Origin of the sequence: Streptomyces sp. NPDC021020, assembly GCF_044333285.1 — a bacterium.
Classification (GTDB): domain Bacteria; phylum Actinomycetota; class Actinomycetes; order Streptomycetales; family Streptomycetaceae; genus Actinacidiphila.
Window position 1 is genome coordinate 549,386 of record NZ_JBIRQQ010000002.1, and the last position, 26,052, is coordinate 575,437.

Genomic DNA, 26,052 nt, shown 5'->3' on the forward strand with positions numbered 1-26,052 from the left:
TCACTATGATCACGCCTGTGACAGCGCAGCTTCCCCCCGGCGGCGAGAGCGACGACGCCGCGCCGGCACGCCAGGGCATCCAGTCCGTCGAACTGGCGATGACGGTGCTGCGCGCCCTGGAGGAGGGGCGCGGCCCGATGGGTCTCACGCAGCTCGCCGCCGCCAGCGGGATGCAGCCGAGCAAGGCCCACCGCTACCTGGTGAGCCTGTCCCGGGTCGGACTCGTGGCGCGGTCGCCCGCCACCGGGCTGTACGACATGGGCCCGGCCCTGCGACGGCTGGGCGTCGAGTCGCTGCGCAGGATGGACGAGGTCGCCCTGGTCAGCCAGCACCTGCCGGACCTGCGGAACCGCACCTCGCACGCGGTCAACCTGGCGGTGTGGGGCGACAACGGTCCCGTCGTCGTCCGCTGGGAGTACGGCGCCCACGCTCTGCCCGTCACCGTCCGGGTCGGCGCCACCATGCCGTTGCTGAACTCGGCTCTGGGGCGCGTCTTCCTCGCCCATCTGCCCCGACAGCTCACCGGCCCCGTCCTGTGCGCGCAACTGGAGTGCGACACGCTGGACACCGCCACCCGTGAGGAGGTCCGGCGGATCACCGCGGAGGTGCTGGGCGCGGACGGTGTGGCCGCCACCGCCGGCGGGGTCATCCCCGGCGTCACCTCGGTGGCGGCGCCGGTGTTCACCGCGGGCGAGTCCCTTCCGCTCGTCGTCACCCTGGTGATGCCGGCGCGCGGAGTGTCCGAGGAGGCACTCGCCGGGCTGTCGTCCGAACTCCTGCGCTCTGCCCGGGCCATGTCCGAGGAACTGGGCCACACACCCTGACCGTGCGCCTGCAGAACATGGCATCCGTGCAGGTCAAGCAACTGGGATTCGCCCCTGGCCACCACCGGCCCGAACGACCAGCCGCCGCCAGCTGCTCGGCGCAATGGCGGGCGGCGCGCTCGTCACCTTCGGAGCGGCGGGCACGGCCGGCGCCGCGCCGGTCACCCCGCGGACCTACGCCCCGCCCGCCCTGCGCACGTGCTCCGGGTGGCGCTTCCACAAGGGTGACGTCACAGGCGCGCAGGCGCCCGCCTTCAACGACAGCGCATGGACCGCCCTCAGCGTCCCGCACACCTGGAACGCCCAGGACGGCGCGGACGGCGGAGGTGACTACTACCGGGGTGTCGGCTGGTACCGCAGGCGCGCCACCCTGCCGGCCTTCACCAGCGAGGCGGCGGCGATCCTCAGCGGCGGCGGATCCGGCAGCGTGTGGAACGCTCGGACGAAGGTCCCGGGCGTTGTCACGGCGGAGATCCCCGTCAGCACGAACGGCGGAACCGTCGCGACCGTGGAACCCAGCGGCGCCGCCTTCCCCGCTGTCGGCGGCGGCACGGTTCATGAGGCCGAGGACGCACGGCTCGACAGCACCTTCGTCGTGGACACCCTCCACCCCGGCTACACCGGCACGGGCTACGCCGACTTCAACGGGACGTCGGCCGGATCGACCATCTCCTGGACCGTCGACGTGCCGTCCGCCGGGAAGAAGCAGCTCCTCGTCCGCTACGCCAACGGCGGTGACACGGACCGGCCCGCGGACATCGACGTCAACGGCACGAAGATCACCTCCCTCGCCATGCCGCCGACCGGCGGCTGGGACGCCTGGAAGACCGCCTCCTGCACCGCCACCCTCCCGCAGGGGACGGGCGTCACCGTCCGTGTGACCCTCACGAAGGCCATCGGCGCGAACATCGACAGCCTCGTCGTGGAGTAGCCGGAGCGCGGTTCGCTGCGGCCGGGACACAGCCGGGGGAGCGATGGTGCCCGCCTCGGCCGGATCGGCGTCAACGCGGGCTCCGGGTGGCCCGCCGGGGGCGGGGGAGTGCCGCTTGCCGGGGTGTCAGCCCGGGAAGCGGGTGAGGCTGCGGAGGTGGTAGCGCCGTTCGGCGTAGGCGAGGTCGTCGCGCCAGAGGCGGCGGGCGGTACCGCGCATCAGTGGGCGCAGGAGGGCGGCGGCGGCTCGGGCGGCGGCGAAGCCGGGGCGGTCGCTCGTGGCGAGGACCGCTTCGACCACGGCGGTGTGCGGCTGGGCGTGGCCGGGCGGGCGCAGCGGCGTGGCGTGGGTCTCGACGACCGAGCCGGTGCCCTCGCCGTCGGTGATGCGCATGACGACGGTGCGCGGACCGGGGGCGGTGAAGACCGCGCGGACGGGGACCACCAGACGCGGGGTGAGCGTGAAGGACACGTCGACGGCGATCCCGCCGTCCGCGTCGGGCAGCACGGTGAGGTCGGCGAAGGAGTAGGGGTGGAGCCAGGCCCCGTGCCAGGGGTCGAGGCGGTTGGCGACGACGTCCTCGGGCTCGCAGCGGCCGACGCCGGTGTAGACCGCGTCCACCGACCGCGCCAGGACGGGGCGGCCGGGTACGAGCGGGGCGGGCAGCGGCGGTTCGCCGCCGACGTGGTCCAGGCGGACCCAGACCAGGACTCCGTCGTCGTGCACCGGGTACGGCTGCCAGCCCGCGTACGGGGAGCCGTCCAGGGCCAGTCCGTGCCAGTGGCAGCGCAGGACGCCGCCGCACACCGGGCTGTCGCGCAGCGGCGCCCCCAGGTGCGGGCAGATGCCGGGCCCGGCGACCGGCGCTCCGGCGCGGCCGCGCCAGACGACGACCTCCTCGCCCGCGACGGTGCGGGCGAGCGGGCGGTCCCCGGCGGTCTCCCGGGAGGCCCCGACGACGTACCAGTTGCCGGTGGGGCGTGCCTGCGCGGCGCGCAGCGCGTCCGCGATGAGCGAGGGGCGGGCGTCGCGCCAGGTGGGGGGCTGCCGCGCCCACGGGACGGGGTGGCGGCGCAGCCGCAGCGGGTAGCGGTTCCGGGCCGCCCGCCGCGTCACGGCGCGTCCTCCGGGGCGGGTGCGGGCAGCGTCCGCCGGGCGCCGCCGGGGGAGGACGGCGGCCGGTCGGCGTACCGGGCCCGCAGCCGCGCGGCGGCGATACGCGCCAGACCCGCCCCGGCGACGGCGGCGCGGCGCCTTCGGCCCACCGCGGAGCGGCGGTGCAGCACGGTGTAGCCGTCGCGGGCGATGGCGTCCAGGATGCCGCGGTAGAGGGTGAAGGCCGTGCGGATGCAGGGTCCGGAGACCGGGTCGAGCAGCGCGATGCCGGGTTCGGCCTCGCGGTAGACGCCGCGGGTCAGGTCCTCGGCGGCCTGGAGGGCGGCGGTGACGCGGGGATCGGACCTGCCGGTGCGGCGGCTCCACAGCAGCAGTTCGCGGTCGACGCCGTGGGCGCCGAGCAGATCCTGCGGGAGGTAGACACGGCCGCGGTCGAGGTCCTCGCCGACGTCCCGCAGGAAGTTGGTGAGCTGGAAGGCCACCCCGAGCGCGGCGGCGTAGGGGGCCGCCTGCTCGCGCGGCACGACGGTGCCGAGGACGGGCAGCATCTGCAGGCCGATCACGGCGGCCGAGCCGTGCATGTACGCCTGCAGGTCCGTGTAGGCGGCGTAGTCGGTGACGACGAGGTCGGCGCGCATGGAGGCCAGGAAGTCGGTGAAGTGCCGGTGGTCGATGCGGTAGCGGGCCGCCGTGTCGGCCAGGGCGTGGACGACGGGTTCGGGGCTGTCGCCGGCCAGCAGGCCCGCGTGCAGGCGCTGTTCGAACCGGTCGAGGGCGTCGGCCCGCTGCTGCGGGGACGTCCCGGGGGAGAGGCTGTCGACGATGTCGTCGGCCCAGCGGGCGAAGCCGTACAGGGCGTGGACGGCCGGCCTTCTGGCGGGCGGCAGCAGGCCGGTGGCCAGGTAGTACGTCCTGCCGTGCCGGGCGTGCAGGTCGCGGCAGCGCAGGTAGGCGGCGCGCAGGCGCGGATCGGTGACACCGGCGCGGTCCAGCGAGCGCCGCACCGCGCGGGCGGTCACCGCGGCACCCCGCCGGTCGCCGGGGACCGCGGCGCCCGCGGCCGCACCGCGACGAGGGAGGGCAGCCCCGTGACACGCGCGGCGGCGAGCTTGCCGGAGATCAGGACGGTGGGGATGCCGACCCCCGGGGTGGTGCCGCAGCCCGCGAGTACGGCGTTCTCGGTGCCGCGCGGCAGGTTGCGCGGGCGGAACGGCCCGGTCTGGGCGAAGGTGTGCGCCACGGAGAACGGCGTGCCGGCGCCGTGGCCGAGCGCCTGCCAGTCCGCGGGTGTCACCAGGTGCTCGCACTCGACGGAGTCGGCGATCCCGGTGAGCCCCCGGCGGTCCAGCTCGCGCAGGATGCTGTCGCGGTAGCGGGGCGCCAGGGCGGCCCAGTCGCCGGAGCCGGGGCCGGTCACCGTGTTGGGGCACGGCGCGAGGACGTAGTGCAGATGGCGGCCGGGCGGCGCGAGCGACGGGTCGTGGGTGGTGGGCCGGCTGATGAGCAGCGACGGGTCGCTCATCAGCCGCCCGGTGCGGGTCAGCTCGTCGAAGACGGTGCGCCAGGCGGCCCCGAACGACAGCGTGTGGTGGGCCAGTTCGGGCCAGGTGCGATCGGTCCCGGCGTGCAGCACGACCGCCGACGGGGAGTGCCGCAGGGCCAGCGGGCGGCGGGGCTCGCGTCCCAGCAGCCGGTAGGCGACCGGCAGATCGGGGGTCAGGACGACCGCGTCGCAGGGGATCCGGCCGTGCGGGGTGACGACGGCGGTCACGCGCGAGCCGCGCCGTTCCAGCGCCACGGCCTCGTGGGCGTAGCGGATGTCGGCCCCGGCGTCGCCCGCCGCGTCCGCCATGGCCCGGGGAAGGGCGTGCATGCCGCCGCGGGGGAAATACACCCCGCCCACCGTGTCCATGTAGGCGATGACGGCGTAGGCGGCGAGTGCCCGGGACGGAGGGAGCCCGGCGTACAGCGCCTGGAAGGTGAAGACCCGGCGCAGCCGCTCGTCGCGCAGATGCCGCTCGACACGCGGCTGCCAGCGGCCGAAGCCGCCGAGCGCGGCCAGCCGCGCGAGGTCCGCGTTCAGCAACCCGAAGGGGGAGTCCATGTTGGCGTCGATGAAGCGACGCATCTGCGCCCGGTACAGCCGCTCCAGCCAGCCGCGCAGACTCCGGTAGCCCGCCGCCTCGCGGGCCCCCGCGAAGCGGAGCACCTCGGCCTCCATCGCCTCGGCGTCGGTGTGGACGTCCAGCGCGCTGCCGTCGGCGAACCGCGCGCGGTAGGCCGGGTGAAGGGGGATCAGGCCGACCCGGTCGTGCAGGCGCTCGCCGACGGCAGCGAAGGCCTCGTCGGCGATGTCCGGCATGGTCAGCACGGTGGGGCCGGTATCGAGGCTGAACCCGCCGAGCGTCAGCCGCCCCGCCCGGCCGCCGGGCTGCGCGTCCCGTTCGACGACCGTGACCCGCCGTCCCGCGCCGAGCAGGTGCAGCGCGGCCGACAGGCCCGCGAGCCCGGCGCCCACCACGACGACGTGGTCGGTACGGCCCGCCACGGTACGCATCACCACGTGCCCTCCTCGTCCGCGGCCTCCTCGGCGGCGGCCAGTTCCGCGGCGATCGCGGGGTCCACGTCGGCCCCGCGGCCCGCCGTCCCCTCCGGCGACGGCACCCCCGCGACGGTCGTGACCAGGTCTTCGATACGGCGCCGGGCATCCGCACCGAGACCGGCTCCCGGGCCGCGCAGGTGGAGCAGGGCCCGTACGGTCAGTCCGGCGATGTCCGACTCGACCACCCGGCGGGCCCCGGTGGCCTCCAGCACCCGCCGCACCTCGTCCTGTGCGCTGTCGGACAGCCCGGGGTCGCCCACGCACGCGTCCAGCACCCGCAGGGCCTGCCGGTCGCCCGCGTGCCCGGCCCGCCGGAACGCCACCGCCACCAGGTAGGTCGGCTTGCCCGCCCGGATGTCCGCCCCCGGCGGCCTGCCCGTCCGCGCCGGATCACCGAAGGCGTCGTTGAGGTCGTCCCGCAACTGGAAGGCCAGCCCGGCGCAGTGCCCCGCGGCGGACAGGGCCCGTGCGGTGGCCGCGGGGGCGCCCGCCAGGACGGCGCCCAGCACGAGGGGCCGCTGCACGGAGTACATCCCGCTCTTGAGCAGTGCGGTACGCACCGCGGTCCGCGGCACCCGGCAGGCCGTCGCCTGCCCGTGGACGTCGAGGTACTGGCCGGCCGCCAGTTCGGTACGCAGCAGCTGCCACTGGGTGCGCAGCGCGCCCGCCCGGTCCGGCGGGACAGGCGCGGCGGCGACCGCGTCGTCCGCCCACGTCAGCGCGAGATCCCCGGCGAGCACGGCCGCCGACTCACCGCCGGTCGGCCGCAGCGGCCCGCGGCGGGTCCCGCCGTGCGCCGCGTCCCAGGCCGCGTGGAAGGCCGGACGGCCGCGCCGCACCCGGCCCCCGTCCATGACGTCGTCGTGCAGGAGGGCGCACGTCTGCAGCAGCTCCAGGCCGACCGCCACCTGCAACGCCGCCCCGGCCACGTCCCCGGCTGCCGCCACGCCGGGCGCGCAGGCGCGCATCGCCCACCACAGGAGCTGCGGGCGCATCCGCCTGCCGCCGTCGAGGACGAACCGGGCGACCGGCCCGGCCACGTCCCTGCCGAACGCCGCGTCGACGGCCGCGGCCTGCGCGACGCGGGCCCGCAGCAGCAGTCGCGCCGCCGCACCGACGGCGCCGGATACGTCCGCGTCGACGGCGGAGACGTCGATCGCGTCGACGCCGACCCCCTCCGCTCCGGCTCCGCCGGGACCGGCATGGGTGCCGTTGCTGCGGGTCCGGCGCGTTTCGGCATCCGCCGAAGGGTGCGAGCCGGGGCCGGGGCTCGTGCTGGTGTCCGCGTTCGTGTCCCTGCGGGCACTGGCGCTTGGGCCTGTGGCCGTGCGGTGGTTGGCGTCTGTGTCTGCGCTGGCGCTGGTGTCCGCGCTCGCGCCAGTGCCTGTGCCCCTGCTCGGGCCTGTGCCGGGGCTGGGGCCTGTGTTCGGGCCGGGGGGCGTGTTTGCGCTCGTGCTGGTGTTCCTGTTCGTGCCCAGGTCGGTGCCTGCGCTCGCGCTCGTGCCTGTCCTGGCGTCGGAGTTCGCGGGCAGACCCGCGCCCGCGCCCCTGCCCGTGGTGGGGCCCGAGTTCGTGCCCGCGCCCGTGCCGAGGGCGGAGTTCGCGCTCGCGCCCGTGCCCGGTGCTGCGGCGGTGCCGCTCCCCGTCGGCGTGGTGGGCCGGTGGCCGGGCGGGGTGACCTGCGTCCGGGGCATCACGCTTCCTCTCTCACGGACGGGCCTCGTGCGTGGCACCGGTACTTCCCCGCCGAGCGGCCCGGCGGATGCACCCGCGCGGCCGTCGCCCGGCAGAGGGCACGGCGGAAGCGGTCGCGCCCCGGCGGCGGCCGCGGGCGACCGTCGGCTTTCCTGGCCAGCGGAGCACCTGACGCGCCCGCGCGGGCGTCCGCCACCCCCGGCAGTCGCCCGATCAGCCGCCGTGCGTGCGGCCATGCGCGTGCAGGGAGGGCGGCCGGCCGCGTCCCGCCCGACCGGCGGCGTACGCACGGTGCGGGGCGCCGCGACGGGGAGGGCCCGTCCCGGAGCGCGCTCAGTGCGCGGGCGCTGTGACCGCGGACCGCCCGGTACGGGCCGTCCCCCAGGGGGGCGCGTCGCCTGAGCCGCCCGCCCCCGCGCGCGGTGCGGGCGGATCGGGCCCCGGCCCGCGAGCGGGCGGGCGTCACCGGCGGGGGTCCTCCGGAAGGGAGCGGGAGCTTCCGCCGCACGTGGCCGGCCGCGTACCGCCCGACCGGCGGCGTACGCACCGTGCGCGGCGCCGCGACGAGGAGGGCCCGTCCCGGAGCGGCTCGGCGCGCGGGTGCCGTGACCGCGAAGCGCCCGGTACGGGCCGTCCCCCAGGGGGGGCGCGTCGCCCGATCCGCCCGGCCCCGCGCGCGGTGCGGGCGGATCGGGCCCCGGCTCACGACCGGGCGGGCGTCACCGGCGGGGGTCCTCCGGAAGGGAGCGGGAGCTTCCGCCGCACGCGTCCAGCAGCAGGCCGAGCGCCTCGGGCAGCGTGCGGGGACGCGCGGTTCCCGCCACCTCCGGCGGCCAGCCCGGCCCCGCGGCGATGACGAGCGGCCGGGTGCGGGCACCCCGGAGCCCCCACCGCGCGGCCGCCAGGTGCTGGGCCAGGGGCACGTTGCTCGTCGACCGGGATTGCGACCACAGCACCAGGGCCCGCGGGCCGGTCCTGCGTACCGCGGGGACGAGCGCCTCCACGGGGACGGCGGCGCCGAGCATGCGGGTGGCCACCGACGCCTGGACCGCGGCGGCGTTGAGCGCCTCCAGCGGCAGTGAGTGCTGCTCGTCGGGGACGCACGCCAGGACGGCGGTGTCCCGGGCCGCGTCCGGCGGCGCGGCGGCGAGCGCCTCGGCTCGCAGAACGCTGGAGACGTGCCAGGACAGGAGGTGCTCCACCTCCACGTACCGGTCGCCGGAGGACTCCCACCGGCGGCCCGCAGCGCGCAGCGCCGGCACCATCACCTCCTGCCACGCCCCGACCAGCCCGTACCGGCGCACGGCAGCGGCGAGCCCCGACTGTACGGCGGCGGCGTCGAGCCGCACCGCGGCCCGCACCAGCCCTCGGCACGCCAGGCGTGCCTCCTCGTCGGACGGCTCCGTCCGCGGGAGGCCGGGCGCCGCCGGTGCGGGTGCGGGTGCGGGTGCGAGTGCGGGCGCGGGCGGGGCCGGGCGTGCGGCCTCGCCGGCCGGAGGGGCCCCGTCCCCTCGGGGCTGCGGGAGGGCGGGTGCGCGCAGGGCCAGCCGTGCCGCCTCGGCGGGCGGCAGCCCCGTCGCCGTCAGCCGGCACATCTCCTCCACCACGGCCACGTCGTACGGAGTCCACCGCCGGTGGCGGCCGCCGGGCCGTACCGCCGGGCCCAGTCCGTAGCGCCGGTCCCACGACCTCAGCGTGGTGGGCGACACCCCGAGCCGCCGGGCCAGCGCGCCGGTCGTGATACCGGCGCCGGCCTCGCCGGACGGGGGGTCGGGAGGCGTGCGGCGTGCGGTGCGTGACACCCCGTCAGGATACGACGCACTTTCGATGCGAGTTGTCGCACGGGGCGCACTCCGCCGACGCTGCTCCGACCGGCCGGGAGTCACGAGCGGCACGGCCAGGTCCGGGCACTGTCGAAGGAGACGCGTCATGACCGTCGGGCCACAGACCTGTGAGGATCCGTCGTGGCCGGCGGACGGCCTGAGCGACGAGCAGATCGGAGCGGGTTTCGCCGCGGGCGACGAGGCCTGCGTGGTGGCCGCCTACCGCCGCTTCGGCACGCTGGTCCACACGCTCGCCAGCCGTTCGCTCGGCGACGCCAGGGAGGCCGAGGACGTGCAGCAGCAGGTCTTCCTCGCCGCCTGGCACGGCCGCGGCCGCTTCCGCCCGGACCGCGGACCGCTCGCCGGGTGGCTCGTCGGCATCACCCGCCGCAAGGTGGCGGACGCCCTCGCGGCGCGCACCCGCAGGACCGAGCTGATCAACGCCGCCGGTTCGGGACCGGCCGTGGCGGAGCAGCCGCAGACGCAGCCCGAGCGGATGCTGGACGTCATCGTCGTCGCGCAGGCGATGGCGGCACTCAGCGGGCCGCAGGCCACCGTCCTGCGCCTCGCGTTCTGGGAGGACCTGACGCAGCCGCAGATCGCCGAGCGGACCGGCTGGCCGCTGGGGACGGTCAAGAGCCATGTCCGGCGCGGCCTGCTGCACCTGCGCACCGCGCCCGCCGGTGCCGCGCTCGGCGGCCTGCGCCGTCCGGAACCGACGCACTGACGGTGCGGGCTCCTCGGGGCGCCCCCGAAGACTCCCGCGGGGGTCCGGAAGAGGCCCCTGGGGTGAGTCGGTGCCGCGCCTGCATCCGATACGCCTCCCGTCACGGAATGCTGGCGCGGGAACGGGACACCGCTGCGGAGGGAAGGAGCGCACGGCGTGCAGGACGCGGACGTCGCGATCGTCGGAGCCGGCGCGGCAGGGCTGTCGCTGGCCCACGCGCTCACCTCGCCTCCCGGCGCGGGCCGGGTCCCGTCGCTCGTCGTGGTCGAGCCCTCGTCGTCCGGGCTGCGTCCGCCGCCGCGCACCTGGTGCTTCTGGGAGTCGGGGGCCGGGCCGTACGAGCGGGCGGTGGGCGCGTCGTGGCGGTGGCTGCGCGTGTACGACCGGCGTGGCCGCGCGGTCGTCCGCGACATCTCCCCGCTGCGCTACAAGATGATCCGCTCGTCCGACTTCGAGGCGCTGGTCGGCGCGCACCTCGACGGCCTTCCGGGGGTGCGGCGCGCGGAGGGCACGGTGGAGCGGGTACGGGCGGTCGGCGGGGGCGCCGAGGCGCTGCTCACCACCGCCGGGGGGAACCGGCTGACGATACGCGCCCGCTGGCTGTTCGATTCCCGGCCCCGCCCCCTGCCGCCCGCCGCGCGCACCCTGCTGCTCCAGCACTTCCACGGCTGGTTCGTCCGCACCCGCCGGCCGGTCTTCGACCCGCGCGTGGCCGACTGGATGGACTTCCGCGTCCCGCAGCCACGGCACGGCATGGCCTTCGCCTACGTCCTCCCCACCGGGCCCCACGAGGCGCTGGTGGAATACACGCAGTTCTCCGCCCGGGCACTGACCCCCGACGCCTACCGGGCCGCGCTGCTCGACTACACCGGGCGGGTGCTGCGGCTGGGGGAGTTCGACGTCACGAGCACCGAGACCGGCGCGATCCCCATGACCGACGGCCGCTTCGCCCGCAGCAGCGGCCCCGCGGTCTTCCGCATCGGCACCGCCGGGGGCGCCACCCGCCCCGCCACCGGCTACACCTTCGCCACCATCCAGCGGCAGAGCCGGGCCATCGCGCGGGCCTACCGGGCGGGCCGCGTCCCCGTCCCGCCGCGCCCGCACCGCTCCCGGTCGGCGGCCATGGACGCGGTCCTGCTGCACGGGCTGGACAGCGGTGTCATCGACGGCGCCGACTTCTTCCCCCGGCTCTTCCGCGAGGTGCCCGCCGTACGGCTGCTGCGCTTCCTCGACGGGGCCACGCGCCTGCACGAGGACCTCGCGATCGGCCTGCACACGCCCGTCCTGCGCATGCTCCGGTCGGCCGCGGCGCTGCCCGCCCTTCCGCGCCGCCACTTCGTGGACCCCCCGGCGCCCCCGCCACCCCCGCCGCCCGCCGGGGCCCCTCCCGGCCGGCCCGGGATCCGAGGAGAGATGTGATGGTGCTCCTGCGCGACACCGACCTGGCCGCCGCCTTCGACCGCGGCGCCCGCAGCTACGACACGCTCGTCGCCGCCAACCCCGGATACCACCGTCAACTGCGCCGCTCGGCCCGCCGGCTGGACCTGCCGAACGGCGGCGCGGGCCTGCGGGTGCTCGACCTCGGCTGCGGCACCGGCGCGTCCACCGCCGCGCTGCTGCACGCCGCTTCCGCCGCCGACGTCGTCGCCGTCGACGCGTCCGCGGGAATGCTGCGCCGCGCCGCGGCCAAACGGTGGCCGGACCGCGTCACCTTCGTGCACGCCACCGCCGAGGCGCTGCCCGACGAGGTGTCGGGCCGCCCGTTCGACGCGGTGTTCGCCGCCTACCTCTTCCGCAACCTCACCGACCCCGACGCCGTCCTGGCCCGCGTGCACGCGCTCCTCGTCCCCGGCGGCAGGCTCGCCGTCCACGAGTACGCGCTGAGCGGACGTCCGGTGGACCGCGCGGTGTGGACGGCGGTGTGCAAGGGCATCGTCCAGCCGGCCGGCGCCCTGACCGGCAACCGCGCGCTCTACGGACACCTCTGGCGCAGCGTGACCGGATTCGACACCGCCGCCGCCTTCGCCGCACGTCTTGCCCGGGCCGGTTTCAGCGCGCCGCGGGTCCTGCCCGTCGCCGGGTGGCAGGCCGGCATCGTGCACACCGTGCTCGCCCGCCGGCCCGGCGGCGTCCAGGACACCGCGCGGCCCCTCGCCGGTGCGGGGGAGGCGCGGTGACCGGCGCACTCCTGCGGCCCGGCGGCGGCCGCGCCGGACGCGACAGGCGGATCCGTGTGCTGCCCGCCCACCCCGGCGCACCGCGGCCCGCCGGGCGTACGCGCTCCGCGGCCGTCGTCGGCGGCGGCATCGCCGGACTCACCGCGGCCACCGCGCTGGCCGAACGCGGCGTCGAGGTCACGGTGTACGAACGCCGGCCCTTCCTCGGCGGGCGGGTGGCGGGCTGGCCCGTGCGGCTCGCGGACGGCAGCGACGCCACCATGAGCCGCGGCTTCCACGCCTTCTTCCGCCAGTACTACAACCTGCGCGCGCTGCTGCGCCGTACCGACCCGCGACTCGCCGGGCTGACCGGCCTGCCCGACTACCCGCTCCAGCACAGCAGCGGCCTGCGCGACAGCTTCCGGCACGTTCCGCGCACCCCGCCGCTGAGCGCCCTCGGCTTCGTCGCCCTGAGCCCCGCCTTCACCGTCCGCGACCTGATGCGCATGCACCCGGTGGCCGCCCTGCCGCTGCTGGACGTGCGGGTGCCGGACGTCTACCGCCGCCTGGACCACCTCAGCGCCGCGGAGTACCTGGACGCCATCGGATTCCCCCAGGCCGCGAACAGCCTGGCCTTCTCCGTCTTCTCCCGCAGCTTCTTCGCCGACCCCGCCGAGCTGTCCGCGGCCGAGATGGCGCTGATGTTCCACATCTACTTCCTCGGTTCCAGCGAGGGCCTGCTCTTCGACGTCCCCGACGCCCCCTACCCGCAGGCCCTCTGGGAACCGCTGCGGGGCCACCTGGACGGGCTGGGCGCGGACGTACGCACCGGGACGGCCGTCCACGGCGTCACCCCCGTCCCCGGCGGCGGGTACGTCGTCGAGACCGACGACACCGCGGACCGTCACGACACGGTCGTCCTCGCACTGGACGCCGCCGGCCTGCGCACCCTGGTGGGCGCCTCACCGCGACTCGGCGACCGGCCCTGGCGCGAACGCGTCGCCCGCCTGCGCACCGCTCCGCCCTTCCTGGTCTCCCGGCTGTGGCTCGACCGCCCGGTGGCCCGCGACCGCCCCGGCTTCCTCGGCACCAGCGGCTACGGCCCGCTCGACAACGCCAGCGTCCTGGAACGGTGGGAGAGCCAGGCCGCGGACTGGGCCGCGCGGACCGGCGGCTCCGTGGTCGAACTGCACGCCTACGCACTGCGCGACGACACCGCGCGGGAGGCGCAGCAGGACCTCCTGCTGCGCCAGCTCCACCGCCTCTACCCCGAGACCCGCGACGCCCGCGTCGTGGACGCCCGCCACGAGTGGCAGGCCGACTGCCCCCTCTTCCCCGTCGGCTCCCACCACGACCGCCCCACCGTCACCACCCCCGACCCGGGCCTCGTCCTCGCGGGCGACCTCGTCCGCACCGACCTCCCCGTGGCCCTCATGGAGCGGGCCGCCACCACCGGCTTCCTCGCGGCCAACGCCCTCCTGCACCGCTGGGGCGCGCGCTGCCACACCCTGCACACCGTCCCGGACCGCGGCCGCTCGGCCCCCCTGCGCGCCGCGGCCGCCCTCGCCCGCCCCCTCCGACACCCCGCCCCGCCCGTCCCGGCACCCTGACGTCCCGGACGTCCCGGACGGACCAGTCCCCCGAAGGCCGGGTGTCAAGAGGGCGCAGGTCGCCGGCGGGCGGGGTGCGGGGTCGTCCGGGCGTGAACGCGGCCGGCCGGGGCAAGGGGAGGGCTATGGACGATGCAGCGGCCGACAGCGCGCGAAGGGCCTTCGTACTGGGGGGCGGCGGGGCGCTGGGCGCCCACGAGGTGGGCATGCTGAAGGCGCTCTTCGCCGTCGGCATCCGGCCGGACGCGGTCGTCGGCACCTCCGTGGGCGCGATCAACGGCGCGGCCGTGGCCGCCGAGCCGTCGCCCGCCGCCATCGACCGCCTCGCCGACCTGTGGACCGGGCTCGGCCGGGCCGGGGTGTTCACCGGCTCGCTCCTCGGCCGGCTCACCACCGCCGTACGCAGCGGCACCCACCTGTACGCACCCGGTCCGCTGGACGACCTGCTCCGTTCGCACCTGCCCGTCAGCCGGGTCGAGGACCTGGCCGTACCCTTCCAGTGCGTGGCCGCCGGCATCGAGAAGGCCGCCGAGCACTGGTTCGAGGACGGCCCGCTCATCGAGGCGGTCCTCGCCTCGTGCGCCGTACCGGGCCTGCTGCCGCCCGTCGAACTGAACGGCGAGCACTTCGTGGACGGCGGACTCGTCAACAGCATCCCCGTCGCGCGGGCGGTGTCCCTGGGAGCACAGGAGGTGTACGTCCTCCAGGTGGGCCGGGTGGAACGCGCCCTGCGGCCACCGCGGTTGCCGTGGGAGGTCGCCCTCGTCGCCTTCGAGATCGCCCGCCGCCACCGTTTCGCCCGTGACATGGCGGAACTGCCGGGCGGCGTGACCGTCCACGTACTGCCCAGCGGCTCCGCGCAGGAGAGCCCCAGCTCTCTCGGCCAGTTGCGCCACCGTACGTTCGGTCGCACGGCTCAGCGCATCGAGGCGGCGTACGCGGCGTCCTCCCGCTACCTGGACGCAGCGCTCGCGGGCCCCGGCGGCGGAAAGGCGTCGCGGTGACGCCCCCGTGGGAGGGCGCTCCGGCGAGGCCTGCCGCCGAGGGAACTCCGGTCGTGGGCGATCCGCAAGCCGTGCCGGGCGCTCGGCAGCCGGTGGCCGACGCGGGTGCGCTTCCCGGAACGGGGTGCCCGCAGGGGGCGCCTTCCACGGCCCGGCGCCCGGCGGCCGGCCCGGGCAGCACGCCACCGGCCACCGCCGCCGCGGCGGCCGGTCCGCGCCGGCGGGCGGGCGCCGCGGCCCTCGCGGTGGCGCGACGCGCCACCACCGTGCCGCTGCTGCTCGCGCTCGTCCCGGTCGTGGCCGCGCTGTTCGCCGTCGCCGCCCTCGCCGGCGCGGTGTCCCTCGCCGCCCGCAGACCGGCCCGGCCCGCCCGCGTCCTCGGCTTCCTGCTCCTCTACCTGCTGGCGGACTGTGCGGGTCTCGTCATGGCGGCGGCGCTCTACGTACGCCACCCTCCGGGCCGCCGTGGTGCGCGTGAGGCACGTGTCGCGGGCGCGTACGCGGTGCTCAACCGGCTGCTGGCACACCTACGTGCCGCGGCACGCCCCCTGTTCGGCCTCGACCTGTGCGTCACCCCTCGGATACCGGCCCCGGCGGAGCAGCCCGGCCCGCCGCTGCTGGTCTTCGCCCGGCACGCAGGCCCGGGCGACTCCTTCCTCGTCCTCCATGTGCTTCTCAGCGAGGCGGGTGTGCGCCCCTGCACGGTGCTCAAGGGCTCGCTGCGCGCGGACCCGTGCCTGGACGTACTGGTCAGCGAGGTCCCGCACTGCTTCCTGCCCGCGCAGGACGGCAGGGACCAGGAGGCGGTCGGCGCGCTGGCCGCGGGTCTCGGCCCGGGAGACGCGCTGGTCCTCTTCCCGGAAGGCGGCAACTTCACCCCGCGCCGCCACCGCAGAGCGGTCGCCTCCCTCCGCCGTCACGGGCGCCTGCGGAAGGCCGCACGTGCCGCGCGGCTGCACTACGTCCTGCCACCACGTGACGCGGGCGTGCTCGCGGCTCTGGAGGCGGCGCCGACCGCCGACGCGATCTTCGTGGCGCACTCCGGCCTCGACGTCATCGACTGCGTCCGCTCGGCCTGGACGGGCATTCCCCTGCGTCAGCCGGTGCGGGCCCACTGGTGGCGCGTCAGGTCCGGTGACGTACCCCGTACACGGGAAGCCCGCAGCGAGTGGCTGCTCACCCAGTGGACCCGCGTCGACGCCTGGATCGCCACCCGCGCGGCCCCCGGCACCACCCACGTCTGACCCCGTCCGGCCACCTCCACCGGCCGTCGGACGGCGCCGCCGGCACGCGGTGGCGTTCCCGGTCTGGGCAGCGTGGGCCGAGCTGGGTATCGTCCTGCGACGGCGGTCGGAGAGCCTGGAGGGCGGTGTCCGTGAGGAGTTCGGAGGAATCCGGATCGGCGGCTCTGGAGGAGTTACGCGTCGCGGCGGCCGAATATCCGCTGGTCAATCTGGCCGGTCCGCTCGGGGTCGGAAAGTCCACGCTCGTGGCCGGTCTCGAAGGTTCGGTGCGGGTGGACCTCGACCGGTCCGACGGGCCGGCCGTACTGCGCCAGGCGCTGGCCGCACCCGCCGGGCGGCCGGTGGTGGTGGACAGCGCCGACGGACGGCAGCGGCGGGACGCCCTGCGCCGCGAACTCGACCGCTGCGGTGACAGGCGGCCGACCGTGGTCGTGGTCAGCCGCAAGCCGCTCCTGTCCGATCCGCAGTGGACGCATGCCGCCACCGTGACCTTGGCGCCCGCGCCGGAGGAGCGGATCGCCGCGCGGGCCGCCGCCGTAGCGGACCCGGACGGTCGCGCCCTGGTGCTCCGGCTCGCCGGCGGCATCCCGCTGATCGCCGACGTGGCCTGCCGCGCCCTGGACGCCGGTGTGCCGCCGGACGCAGCCGGCGCGATCGCCGACCAGGTGGCCGAGGAGATCCTGGAGCGGCTCGGCCGGGAACTGCCCGGCAGGCAGTGGCGCCACGCCCTGCGGCTGCTCGCCACCGTGGGGTCCGGCGACGAGCGGCTCCTGCCCGGCGGCCCCGACCACTTCGCCTCGCTCGCCTCGCTCAGCGTCGTCGGCCGGGGCGCGCTCGGACTCCAGATCACCGAGCCCTACCGGACCGTGTTCGAACTGGCCTACCAGTGGCGGCGGCCGGAAGCGCACGAGAGCGTACGGGTCCGCGCCCGCGACTACCGCCTCACCCTGCTGGCCCGCGCCGCTGACCGCGCGGAACGCGCCGTCCTCACCGAGCAGGGGCTCTTCCTCGGGGCCGCCCCGCTGGTCCGGCGGAACCTCTTCCCTGCCGCGCCCAGCACGGTGCGCTTCCGCACCGCCGCTGACGCGGACGCCGGCGACATCGGACGGTTGATGCGCCAGTGGGCTCTGGACGGCGGTTTCGACGCGCGTCGCTGCGACCATCTGACCGAGCGCTGGGCCGGCGACGACATCTCCGCCTTCCACATCGCCTACGACCGGCACGAGCGGGCGATAGGCCTCGCCAACCTCATGCCGATCGACGAGCGGACGGCGGACGGCATCGAGCCGCTGCTCCAGCAGCACAGCGCGGCCATGGCCGGCGGCGGTCTCTTCCTCGGCGCCGCGCACTGCCCCGACCAGGCCGTCCGCGCCCAGCTGCTGCGCCACATCCTCCGGCAGGCCGCCCTCGCCGACGGGCAACTGGTCATCTCCACCGCGAACGCCGAATACCAGGGTTTGGTGCGCAGCCTCGGCTTCCGGGTCCACGGCGCCGTCCGGGACGACGTCTACCACTGCGGCCGCCGTCCGAGCGTCTACAGCAACGACTTCTCCGCCGCCGTACTGCCCTGGTGGCTCGGCCGGATCACCGGCGCCGGCGACGGGCGCGCTCCGGAGGGCGGCGCCCCCACCAGACCGCGGCTGGCCCCCAAGGAGCTGCAGATCCTGCTGGACTACGCCTCCGGAATGACCCTCAAGTCCGCGGCCCGCCGCGCCGGTGTCACCCCGAACACGGCCAAGGACTACCTCAACCGCGTCAAGTCCAAGTACCGGCTGGCAGGAAGACCCGCCTACACGAAGATCGACCTGGTGCACCGGGTCTCGGAGGACGGCCTCGGCGCCACGCGGCCCGGGGAGCCGCCGCCACGCGTCGATCCGTGGAGCGGCGCTCCCTGACCGCCGAGCGCGCCGACGCGCGCACCTGCTTCTCCGCCGAGACGGCGCCGGCCACGCCCCTGCACCAGGCGCGCTGCGGACTCCGCCCGAGCAACCACTGCGGCCGCCCGACAGCGCGTCTGTACGCCCCGGACCGCGTCAGGCGGGAGGGATGCGGACGCCGAGGCTGCGGAAGAGGTTGTGCACGGCCACCTCGGCATACGTGTCGGTGCCGGAGACGACCTCCATGACGCCCGCCGGGTCGACCTCGTGCCCTGCCGCTGCTGCCCAGGACAGCGCGTGGTCCAGCATCCGGGCGCGGTCCGCCTCCCAGCGGGCGGTGACAGCGTCGACGCACTCCTGCCACTCGGCGGCGGTGAGCCCGTCGTCGTCCTGCGTGACACCGAACTCCTCGAGCACGCCGGCCTCGACCGCCAGGCGGACGTTGAGCTCCGCGCTCCACACCTCGCCGCCCGGTGCGCAGCCGCGGACGATCGCGTAGTCGCTCAGGAAGACATGGCACACCAGCGCCGGCGCGCCGGTGATGTCGGCGACGTGCCTCACCTGGTCGTCGCCGATCAGGTTCTCGTTCGGATACGGCCGCAGTCCCATCACCCGCCAGCCGTCGGGGTAGTCGGCCGGCTCGTACACGTTCATCTCGGCCGACGGCGGAAAGTCGAACAACTCCGTCACCGCCTCCTGCGTGCGCCCGAGCACCAGATATCCGTTGAAGCCCATCAGCCCCGCCCCCCAAGAGTTCTCTGCGGTGCCAAGCTACCCATTCCGACTGACAGCCCCGAACCTTCCTGCCGGTGGGAACCGGCCCGGCTCCTCGGTGATCAGCCGGCGGCGGGGCGGGAGTTGCGGCATGGCGCCCCGGTGGAGCGCGGCCGCGCGGTCCGCCGGGTCAGCCGCAGGCGGCGACGGGCGTGATCGACGTGACGGCGGCCAGCGGAACGGCGGCCGGTGCGGACTGCCCCGCGACGGCCAGACTCAGCACGCCGTGACCGGTGGAGACGAAGGTGCCGCAGACGGTGCCGGTGCCGTAGGTGACGCGCAGGCCGCCCGGGTCCTGCCCCGACGTCTCTCCGGGCGCCCACCAGGTGAGGGCGGTGCCCGCGAACAGGCAGGCCAGGGCGAGGGCCACGGTCTGCCGCGCGCGGGTGAGCCGCCGGGCGGCCCGGATCGCCGTGGCGAGGTGGAAGGCGTCCAGCGAGCCGTAGTCGCGGTGGATGTCGGCCAGGGTGACCGACAGCGAGCGGGAGCCGGCCTGGGCGGCCAGGGCGTGCCAGAGCCCGGCAACGGCCAGCGCGAGGCCGCCGCCGATCAGCACGGTGACCGCGAGCCGCCAGCCGACGGGCAGGTCCGCGGCGGTGGTGCGGCCCTTCACGACGACCGCCGTGCCCACGAGGGTGACGAACGCCGCCAGGCCGTTGCGCCATGCCTCCGCGCTGGCGCGGACGTTCGGGAGCGAGTCCCGTACCAGGGCCTGGAAGCGGTCGCGTTCGGCCAGATCGGCCTCACCGGGAGGCCGCGGCGGCAGCCGGAACGCGTGGCTCATCCCTCGGCCGTCTCTATCCCGATCCGGAAGCTGACGCCGCACCCGGTCGCCCCCTGGGGCGCGTCCTGGTGCGCGGTCCCGCAGCTGCACGTGAGATCGAGGAAGACCACGTCGGCGGCGTCGGAACCCTCGCCTCTGCTGGGGCCGGACAGGCCGGTGAGCGCCGCGGTGACCTGCCGGTCGGCGAAGTGGTGGCCGCAGCGCGGACACGGACCGGTCACCACGAAGTACGGCGCGCCCCCCGCCACGTGCCGCTCGACCGTCAGGTCCGCGGAGGTGAGGAGTGTGAAGGCGCGCTCCGTCCAGTGGTAATCGGTGGTCGCGGAATAGCTGATCCCGGCTTCGTCGGACATGCCTCCACCTTAGTGAGCAACGTCGTAGCCTGGCATGAAATCTGACTATCTTTCGCAACGCCTGGGGGGCCACGCATGGCGACGGACGAGGACGACGACACGGCGGGCCCGGACGGCCTGGCGGGCGCGGACGAGGGACCGGGCCCGGACGACGCCGTGGAGGAGCTGGGGAGTTACGCGTACGGCCTGGTGGTCGAGGGGGTCCGGCTGGAGCGTTTCGGGCGCACCGCCGAGGCTGAGGAGCTGTTCCGCGAGGCGGCCGGGCTCGGCGACCCCGGGGGCATGTACAACTGCGGGCTGCTGGCCGAGCGGCGGGGCGACCTGCCGCTGGCGCAGCGGTATTACACCCGGGCGCATCTCGGAGGGCACCCGGAGGCCGCCAACAACCTCGGGGTGCTGCTCCACAACGCGGGGGATCCGAAGGCGCTCGACTGGTTCCGCACGGCGGAGGCGATGGGCCACCCGCAGGCAGCGGGCAACGTGCGGGCGTTCCTTGCCATGACCGGGGGCGAGCGGCCGGCGGCGCAGCCCCCGCGGCGGAGGTGGCGCCTCCTCCGGCGGCCGGCCCGGCCCGCGGCGGACGCGCACGCGCTCCACCGGGACGCCGAGGCCGCGTACCGCGTCTTCGGTCTGACCGGGAAGGACGCGTCGCTGGTGCGCGCAGTCACCCTCGCCCGGCGGGCGGTGGAGGCCGCTTCCGAGCGCGATCCCCTCCGGGCGGAGATGCTGGCGGCCCTCCGGGACCGGCTCCGTGAGCGGTACGACCTCTACGGGCGCAGCGTCGACCTCGAGGAGGCGATCGCCACGGCGGCGGCGGCGTTCACGGCCGTCCCGGCGGGTGACTCCCGGCGGCCGCTCGCCGCGCAGGCCCTGATCGCCGTGCTGGCCCTCCGGTTCGAGGCCGACGAGGAGCCCGGGCCGCTGGAGTGGGCGGTGGAGGAGGTCGGGCGCCCCGTGCTGGCGCAGCCCGGTGGCGACCCGCACGGGCGGATGGCCCTCGCGGCGAGCGTGTGCGGGGCACTGGCCAGGCTCGCCGAACGGGCCGACACGGACAGCGGGCTGGACGACGCGGTCGCCTTCGGCGAGCAGGCGGTCGCGCTCGCACCGCCGGGCGGCGCCCTGGCGCTGGGGAACCTGGGGGCCGCGCTGCTCGTGCGCGGTATGCGGCGGGGCTCGCTGGACGATCTGAACGCGGCGGTCGCGAACCTGGGCGCGGCCCGTGTCGGTGACGACCCCCGGCACGCCGTCCGCGCCGCCACCAACCTCGCGAGCGCGCTGCGCGCCCGGGCCGACCTGACCGGGCGCGAGGCCGACCGCCGGGCCGCGCGGGAGCAGGCGGAGCGGGTGGGTCAGGGGCCCGGGACGGCCCCCGAGCACCACCCGGAGACCCTGATCGCCGCGGCGTTCGCGGCGAAGGGCCCCGACACGGCCGGCGTCGTCCGCCGCGCGCTGGAGGCGGCGCCGCCCGGCCATGCCCGCCGCCCCATGCTGCTGGCCCGGCTGGCGGAGCTGCTCGACGCCGCGGGCGACCGTACGGCGGCCGTCGCGGCGGCGCGGGAGGCGGCGGCCACCGCGCGCGGCTCCCTGTCCCGCCTCGACGCGCACCGGACGCTGGGGCGCATGCTGCGGAACGTCGCCGAGGAGGCCGGGGAGTCTGCCGACCGGGCCGAGGGGGCGGGGGAGCCCGCAGCTCCGGGCGACGGCCCCACGGACGCCCCCCAACCGCCGGCGGACGCCTACGCCACGGCAACGGAGGCGGTGGACGCCTTCACCGCCGCCGTCGAGGCCTGTCCCCCCGGGCACATCGCCTACTCCCAGCTGACGTTCGACCTCGCGGCCGCGCTGCTGACCCGCCACCGGCTCGGCGGCCCGGGCAGCGATCGCGAGGCCGCGCTGGACGCCCTGCGGAGGGCTGCGCGGGCTCCGGGCTCCTCACCGCAGGACCGCCTGCTCGCCACCAGGTTCTGGGCGGGTGTCGCGTGGGAGGCGGGGGACGCGGAGGACGCCCTGGCGGGCTCCGTCGTCGCGGTCCGGCTGGTGCAGGAGTTCGGGTGGATGGGCCTCGACCGGGATGACCAGGAGCGGAGCCTGCGCGACGGGGCGGCGATGCCCCGCGAGGCGGCGGCCCTGGCGATTGAGACCGGCCGGCCCGAACTCGCCGTCGAACTGCTGGAGCAGGGCCGGTCGGTGCTGTGGCGTGCGGCCCTCCAGATGCGGGGCGACCTCGCCGCCCTGTCCGCGCGCGAATCCGGCCTGGCGGCCGAACTGGAGCAGATCCGCTCGGCCCTCATGGCAGGCACGGCGACCACCGGCGGGACACGGCGGCCGGGCGCGGAGCCGCCGGATGCGGGGGACCAGCTCGGCGCGGAGGGGCTGGCTACGGGGGAGCAGCTCGGCGCGGAGGCGCTGGAGGCAGAGGACCAGCCCGGCGCCGAAGCGCTGGACGCGGAAGCCCGGCTCCGGCTGGGGACCCGGTGGGCGCACAAGCTGGCGCAGGCGCGGGCCCTCCAGGGGTTCGAGGACTTCCTCGCCCCGCCCCGCTTCGAGACCCTCGCGACTGCCGCGGCCGAAGGACCGGTGGTCATCGTCAACATCAGCAGCATCCGCTGCGACGCGGTCATCGTCCTGCCGGACCGCCGGGCCGAGGTCGTCCCGCTGAAGGAGGTGGAGATGCGGGAGACGGACGAGATCGTCAACACCTACGTGCGGCACCGCGAGGAGGCCACGGGCCCCGGCGCCGGCTTTCTGGCCGGGGAAAGGGCCCGGCACACCGCGCACACGACCCTGGAGTGGCTGTGGGACCGCATCGTCTCCCCGGTCCTCGAACGCCTCAGGGCGCTGAGCGGCGGCACGGTGCCGCCCCGGATCTGGTGGTGCCCCACCGCCTCGCTGGCCAACGCGCCCCTGCACGCGGCGGGCCGCTACCCGCGTACCGCGTCCGGCCCCGGGGGTCCCGAGCCCGTCGGCCTGCCGTTCCTGACCGTGTCCTCGTACACCACCACGCTGGCCGCACTCGTCGAGAGCCGGCAGCGGCCGGCGGCGGCAGGAGGCCGGCTGCTGGCGGTCGGGGTGACCGACACCGGCCGGGGGCACGCCGCTCTGCCGGGGGTGGCGAAGGAGGTCGCGGCGCTGACGGAGGTGCTCGACCGGGAGCGGCTGACCGTCCTGCTCGACGGCGCCGCCACCACCGGGGCCGTCAGGGAGCTGCTGCCCGGCCACGCGTGCGCGCACTTCGCATGCCACGGCGGGCTCGACATGACCTCGCCCTCCTCGGCCGGGCTGTGCCTGCGGGACGGCGACCTGAGCGTGCTGGACATCGCGGAGCTGCGCCACGAAGGGGCCGAACTGGCCTTCCTCTCGGCCTGCCACACCCGGGTCGGCGGCGGCAACCTCATGGACGAGGCGATCCACCCGGCCGGCGCGTTCCGCATGGCCGGCTTCCGGCACGTGGTGGCGACGCTCGGCAGCGTCAACGACCAGGCGGCGGCGACGGTGGCCGCCGAGCTGTACCGGCATCTCGCCGGCCCGGCCGGCCTCGATCCCGCCGGCACGGCCGAGGCCCTGCACCGGGCGGTGGCCGCCCTGCGCGCCGACCACCCGACCGACCCGACGGTCTGGGCGCCCTTCGTCCACGACGGCCCGTAGCGGCGCACGCGGCCGAGAGCCGCACGGCACCCCGCCGCCGCGGCCCGCGCCCACCGCTCGCGGGCCGCGGCCGCCGGCCGGCGGTGAACTCACCGCTGGCGAGGTGCTCGACGAGACGGCCGCCGCCGCTCCGTCCCGCCGGGTGGCGTGCGGGTGTCAGGCCGGGGTGGGGGCGGTCTTCTTGCGGGCGCGGTAGGCGGCGGCCTTGATCCTGTTTCCGCAGGACTCCATGCCGCACCACTGGCGCCGCATGCCGCGGGAGCGGTCGATGTAGACGCGCGTGCACTCGGGGTTGCCGCACTCCTTGAGCAGCGGGACGTCGGGGCCGCTCAGCAGTTCGACGGCCTGCCGCGCCAGAGCGGCCAGGGCCTCTCCCGGTGTCGCGGCCGTCCAGCGCCCGGCCGGGGTGAGCTGGGGCACCGCCGACGGCTCGCGCGCCGCGGCGTTGAGCGTCTCCTGGGCCCCGCCGGCGTACGGCTCGCCGAGGCGGCGGGCGGTGACCAGCTGGTAGATCGCCTCGCGGACCGTCCTCGCGCGCTCCACGTCCGCCTCCCTGGAGGGGGAGACCTCGTCGACGATGCCGGATTCCCGGTACCACGCGTCCAGGCGGTCGGGCGTCACGAACATCTCGAAACGCAGCGAGCGCCGCGCTCGGAGCGTCGCCGCGAAGTCGAGCGCGGGGTTTCCGCAGACGAACACGTGGTCCAGGTTCATGTCACCAGTCTGACGGGTGACTACCGCGGGCGCAAGGCCGCGGCGGCGGCCGGGACGCGACACGCGTCACCGGCTTGACCGGTGACGGCGCTGTGTGCAAATCTCTTCACGATCCGCGAGGTCGCCGCCCGTACGGCCTGCGACCTGCGGTTCCCCAAAGACCTGACGTCGCGTCCGCCGCCGGGCCGCCCGCACATGGCGGCCCGGCCCGGTGGCCGGCCACCTCACCGATGGGAATGCCATGAGACGACTTCTGACCGTCCTCGCCGCCGTCGTACCCCTGGCCGCGGCCGTCTGCCTGCCGGCCTCGGCCTCCGCGCAGACCGGTCCCGGACCGCGCGAGGGCGCGCCCTTCCGATGTTCGCCGGTGTCCGTCCGGGGCCCGGCGGGCACGGCCGTGGAGTCCGTGACGGCGCGGAGCCTGCCGGGCGGGACCGTCCACGTGGACATCACCCCGACCGGACCGGTGGACGTCCCGGACGTCCCCGCCTACTGCGAGGTGGTCCTCACGCTCACCCACCCGGGGGCCGGCGACCACGAGAAGGTCACCGTCTGGCTGCCCCGCACCGGCTGGACCGGCCGCCTCCAGACCGTGGGCGGCAGCGCCTACGCCGCCGGCGACTACGGCCAGAACCTGGCCGACGCGATCAAGCACGGCTACGCCGCCGCGACCACCGACGCGGGCGTCGGCGGCTACACCGACACCGGCTGGGCGCTGGACGCCCAGGGCGACGTCGACCGGACCCTGCTGGAGGACTTCGCCTCACGCGCCGAGCACGACACGGCCGTGGTGAGCAAGGAGGTCGTGGCCGGCGTCTACGGCACCCCGGCCGGCTACTCCTACTTCAACGGCTGCTCGACCGGCGGCCGCCAGGGCTACATGGAGGCCCAGCGCCACCCGGACGACTACGACGGCATCCTCGCCGACGCGCCCGCGATCAACTGGGACGAGTTCGAGGTCGCCACCCTGTGGCCGCAGGTGGTCATGAACAACGAGCACACCTTCCCCAGCCAGTGCGAGTTCAACGCCTTCACCGCCGCCGCGGTCAAGGCCTGCGACATGCTCGACGGCAACCCCGACGGACTGATCGGCGACCCGGGGGACTGCCACTACGACCCGCGCAGGCTCGTCGGCACGACCATCGACTGCGAGGGCACACCCGTCACCGTCACGGCCGCGGACGCGGCCGTCGTCCGCAAGATCTGGGACGGCCCGCGCACCACCTCGGGGCGGCAGCTGTGGGCGGGCCTGCCCGTCGGCGCGAGCTTCGACCTGGCCGCCACCCGCACCGCCGACGACGGCACCTCGATCGGCAACCCCTTCCCCGTCCCCGCCCAGTGGGTCGCGGACTTCGTGCTGAAGCAGCCCGCCTACGACCTCACCACCCTCACCTACGACCGGTTCGCCCAGCTCTTCCGGCAGTCCGAGGCCGAGTACGACAGGATCATCGGCACCGACGACCCGGATCTGACGGCCTTCCGGGCGTCCGGCGGCAAGCTGCTCAGCTGGCAGGGCCAGGCCGACCAGTACATCCCCGCCCAGGGCACGGTGGACTACCGGGAGAAGGTCGACCGGCTGATGGGCGGCACGGGGAACGTCGACGACTTCTACCGGCTCTTCCTGGCCCCGGGCGTCACCCACTGCGCCGCCACCCCGACCTCGGGCCCCGCCCCCACCGACGCGCTCGGCGCCCTGACGGAGTGGGTCGAGCACGGCAAGGCCCCGCGCACCCTGAGCGCGGCGGCCACCCTGCCGGACGGCCGGCCCGTCACCCGCGAGCTGTGCCGCTACCCCGAGGTCTCCCGCTGGAACGGCCACGGCGACCCCGCCTCGGCCGGCAGCTACCGCTGCGTCGCGCCCTCCCGGCACTGAAGCTCTCTCCTACGGCCTGACCTCGGCACGCGTCCACAGCGGCGGCAGGCCACCGGAACGACATGGTCACCGAGGCTGTACGTCACAACGGCCCGCCGCGCTCTACTGTCGGGGGAAGTACGGCACGGAGGTGTGAGTGACCGGGGAGCGTGCGGAGGGCGGCTTACCGCAGGCCGACGGTCGGGGCCAGGCGGTGGGCGGCGATTTGGAGGTCCGCGCCGTGGGGCAGGGATCGGTCGCGGCGGGGCGGATCGACCGGGTCACCGTGCAGGCCGCGTCGTACCGGGCGGCCTGCACGGT

The 26,052-nt window shown here is 76.2% G+C and carries 20 protein-coding genes; 11 read left to right on the forward strand and 9 right to left on the reverse strand.

The genetic code is table 11. The features are described 5' to 3' along the window. The first annotated feature begins 17 nt into the window (after nt 1–17). Together ACH4SL_RS06780 and ACH4SL_RS06785 are read left to right on the forward strand one after the other, a co-directional pair. Nucleotides 18–824: an IclR family transcriptional regulator gene (locus tag ACH4SL_RS06780; RefSeq protein WP_398442336.1), complete on the forward strand. Its 807-nt coding sequence runs from the start codon at nt 18–20 to the stop codon at nt 822–824. 103 nt (nt 825–927) lie between these two features. Continuing rightward, nucleotides 928–1,755 (forward strand): carbohydrate-binding protein, encoded by an 828-nt coding sequence (locus tag ACH4SL_RS06785; RefSeq protein WP_398442337.1) that lies wholly within the window; start codon nt 928–930, stop codon nt 1,753–1,755. A 126-nt stretch (nt 1,756–1,881) separates the two neighbouring features. On the opposite strand, the gene ACH4SL_RS06790 is transcribed toward ACH4SL_RS06785, so the two are convergent. The 5 genes from ACH4SL_RS06790 to ACH4SL_RS06810 all read right to left on the reverse strand — a co-directional run bounded on the left by ACH4SL_RS06790 (nt 1,882) and on the right by ACH4SL_RS06810 (nt 8,970). Continuing rightward, a complete protein-coding gene (locus ACH4SL_RS06790; protein WP_398442338.1) occupies nt 1,882–2,871 on the reverse strand; it encodes a DUF5914 domain-containing protein in 990 nt (329 codons plus the stop codon). Beyond that, nucleotides 2,868–3,890 carry a phytoene/squalene synthase family protein gene (locus ACH4SL_RS06795; protein ID WP_398442339.1) on the reverse strand — a complete coding sequence of 341 codons (1,023 nt, stop codon included), beginning with the start codon at nt 3,888–3,890 and terminating at the stop codon, nt 2,868–2,870. The genes ACH4SL_RS06790 and ACH4SL_RS06795 overlap by 4 nt, the downstream gene beginning before the upstream one ends. Continuing rightward, a complete protein-coding gene (gene crtI, locus ACH4SL_RS06800; protein WP_398442700.1) occupies nt 3,887–5,428 on the reverse strand; it encodes a phytoene desaturase family protein in 1,542 nt (513 codons plus the stop codon). Before crtI ends, ACH4SL_RS06795 begins: the two co-directional genes overlap by 4 nt. Then, nucleotides 5,428–7,167, reverse strand: a complete 1,740-nt coding sequence (locus ACH4SL_RS06805; protein WP_398442340.1) for a polyprenyl synthetase family protein — start codon at nt 7,165–7,167, stop codon at nt 5,428–5,430. Before ACH4SL_RS06805 ends, crtI begins: the two co-directional genes overlap by 1 nt. 720 nt (nt 7,168–7,887) lie before the next feature. Further along, nucleotides 7,888–8,970, reverse strand: coding sequence for a MerR family transcriptional regulator (locus ACH4SL_RS06810; protein WP_398442341.1), 1,083 nt, complete (start codon nt 8,968–8,970; stop codon nt 7,888–7,890). Between the two features lie 127 nt (nt 8,971–9,097). Here ACH4SL_RS06810 and ACH4SL_RS06815 point away from each other — a divergent pair, with 127 nt between their 5' ends. The 7 genes from ACH4SL_RS06815 (at nt 9,098) to ACH4SL_RS06845 (ending at nt 17,627) form a co-directional block, all read left to right on the forward strand. Further along, complete coding sequence (locus ACH4SL_RS06815) at nt 9,098–9,718, forward strand: RNA polymerase sigma factor (protein ID WP_398442342.1); 621 nt, start codon at nt 9,098–9,100, stop codon at nt 9,716–9,718. 156 nt (nt 9,719–9,874) lie between these two features. Beyond that, nucleotides 9,875–11,137: a lycopene cyclase family protein gene (locus ACH4SL_RS06820; protein ID WP_398442343.1), complete on the forward strand. Its 1,263-nt coding sequence runs from the start codon at nt 9,875–9,877 to the stop codon at nt 11,135–11,137. Then, nucleotides 11,137–11,895 carry a methyltransferase domain-containing protein gene (locus ACH4SL_RS06825; RefSeq protein WP_398442344.1) on the forward strand — a complete coding sequence of 253 codons (759 nt, stop codon included), beginning with the start codon at nt 11,137–11,139 and terminating at the stop codon, nt 11,893–11,895. Before ACH4SL_RS06820 ends, ACH4SL_RS06825 begins: the two co-directional genes overlap by 1 nt. Beyond that, entirely contained in the window at nt 11,892–13,484 is a 1,593-nt protein-coding gene (locus ACH4SL_RS06830) for an FAD-dependent oxidoreductase (protein ID WP_398442345.1), read from the forward strand. Before ACH4SL_RS06825 ends, ACH4SL_RS06830 begins: the two co-directional genes overlap by 4 nt. Before the next feature lie 125 nt (nt 13,485–13,609). Beyond that, the gene (locus tag ACH4SL_RS06835) at nt 13,610–14,488 is read left to right on the forward strand and encodes a patatin-like phospholipase family protein (RefSeq protein ID WP_398442346.1); all 879 of its coding nucleotides are present in this window, start codon (nt 13,610–13,612) and stop codon (nt 14,486–14,488) included. 53 nt (nt 14,489–14,541) lie between these two features. Then, complete coding sequence (locus tag ACH4SL_RS06840) at nt 14,542–15,732, forward strand: hypothetical protein (protein WP_398442347.1); 1,191 nt, start codon at nt 14,542–14,544, stop codon at nt 15,730–15,732. A 131-nt stretch (nt 15,733–15,863) separates the two neighbouring features. Further along, nucleotides 15,864–17,627 carry a hypothetical protein gene (locus ACH4SL_RS06845; RefSeq protein ID WP_398442348.1) on the forward strand — a complete coding sequence of 588 codons (1,764 nt, stop codon included), beginning with the start codon at nt 15,864–15,866 and terminating at the stop codon, nt 17,625–17,627. Between the two features lie 138 nt (nt 17,628–17,765). Here the strand turns inward: ACH4SL_RS06845 and ACH4SL_RS06850 are convergent, their stop codons facing one another. From ACH4SL_RS06850 to ACH4SL_RS06860, 3 genes are all read right to left on the reverse strand, one after another. Continuing rightward, the gene (locus ACH4SL_RS06850) at nt 17,766–18,344 is read right to left on the reverse strand and encodes a hypothetical protein (RefSeq protein ID WP_398442349.1); all 579 of its coding nucleotides are present in this window, start codon (nt 18,342–18,344) and stop codon (nt 17,766–17,768) included. A 169-nt stretch (nt 18,345–18,513) separates the two neighbouring features. After that, nucleotides 18,514–19,167 (reverse strand): hypothetical protein, encoded by a 654-nt coding sequence (locus ACH4SL_RS06855; RefSeq protein ID WP_398442350.1) that lies wholly within the window; start codon nt 19,165–19,167, stop codon nt 18,514–18,516. After that, the gene (locus tag ACH4SL_RS06860; protein ID WP_398442351.1) at nt 19,164–19,520 is read right to left on the reverse strand and encodes a hypothetical protein; all 357 of its coding nucleotides are present in this window, start codon (nt 19,518–19,520) and stop codon (nt 19,164–19,166) included. Before ACH4SL_RS06860 ends, ACH4SL_RS06855 begins: the two co-directional genes overlap by 4 nt. 75 nt (nt 19,521–19,595) lie before the next feature. Between ACH4SL_RS06860 and ACH4SL_RS06865 the strand changes: the two genes are divergently transcribed. After that, nucleotides 19,596–23,165: a CHAT domain-containing protein gene (locus tag ACH4SL_RS06865; RefSeq protein ID WP_398442352.1), complete on the forward strand. Its 3,570-nt coding sequence runs from the start codon at nt 19,596–19,598 to the stop codon at nt 23,163–23,165. 156 nt (nt 23,166–23,321) lie between these two features. Here the strand turns inward: ACH4SL_RS06865 and ACH4SL_RS06870 are convergent, their stop codons facing one another. After that, the gene (locus tag ACH4SL_RS06870) at nt 23,322–23,879 is read right to left on the reverse strand and encodes a CGNR zinc finger domain-containing protein (RefSeq protein ID WP_398442353.1); all 558 of its coding nucleotides are present in this window, start codon (nt 23,877–23,879) and stop codon (nt 23,322–23,324) included. A gap of 241 nt (nt 23,880–24,120) precedes the next feature. Between ACH4SL_RS06870 and ACH4SL_RS06875 the strand changes: the two genes are divergently transcribed. After that, nucleotides 24,121–25,752, forward strand: coding sequence for a tannase/feruloyl esterase family alpha/beta hydrolase (locus tag ACH4SL_RS06875; RefSeq protein ID WP_398442354.1), 1,632 nt, complete (start codon nt 24,121–24,123; stop codon nt 25,750–25,752). Nucleotides 25,753–26,052: the final 300 nt, after the last annotated feature.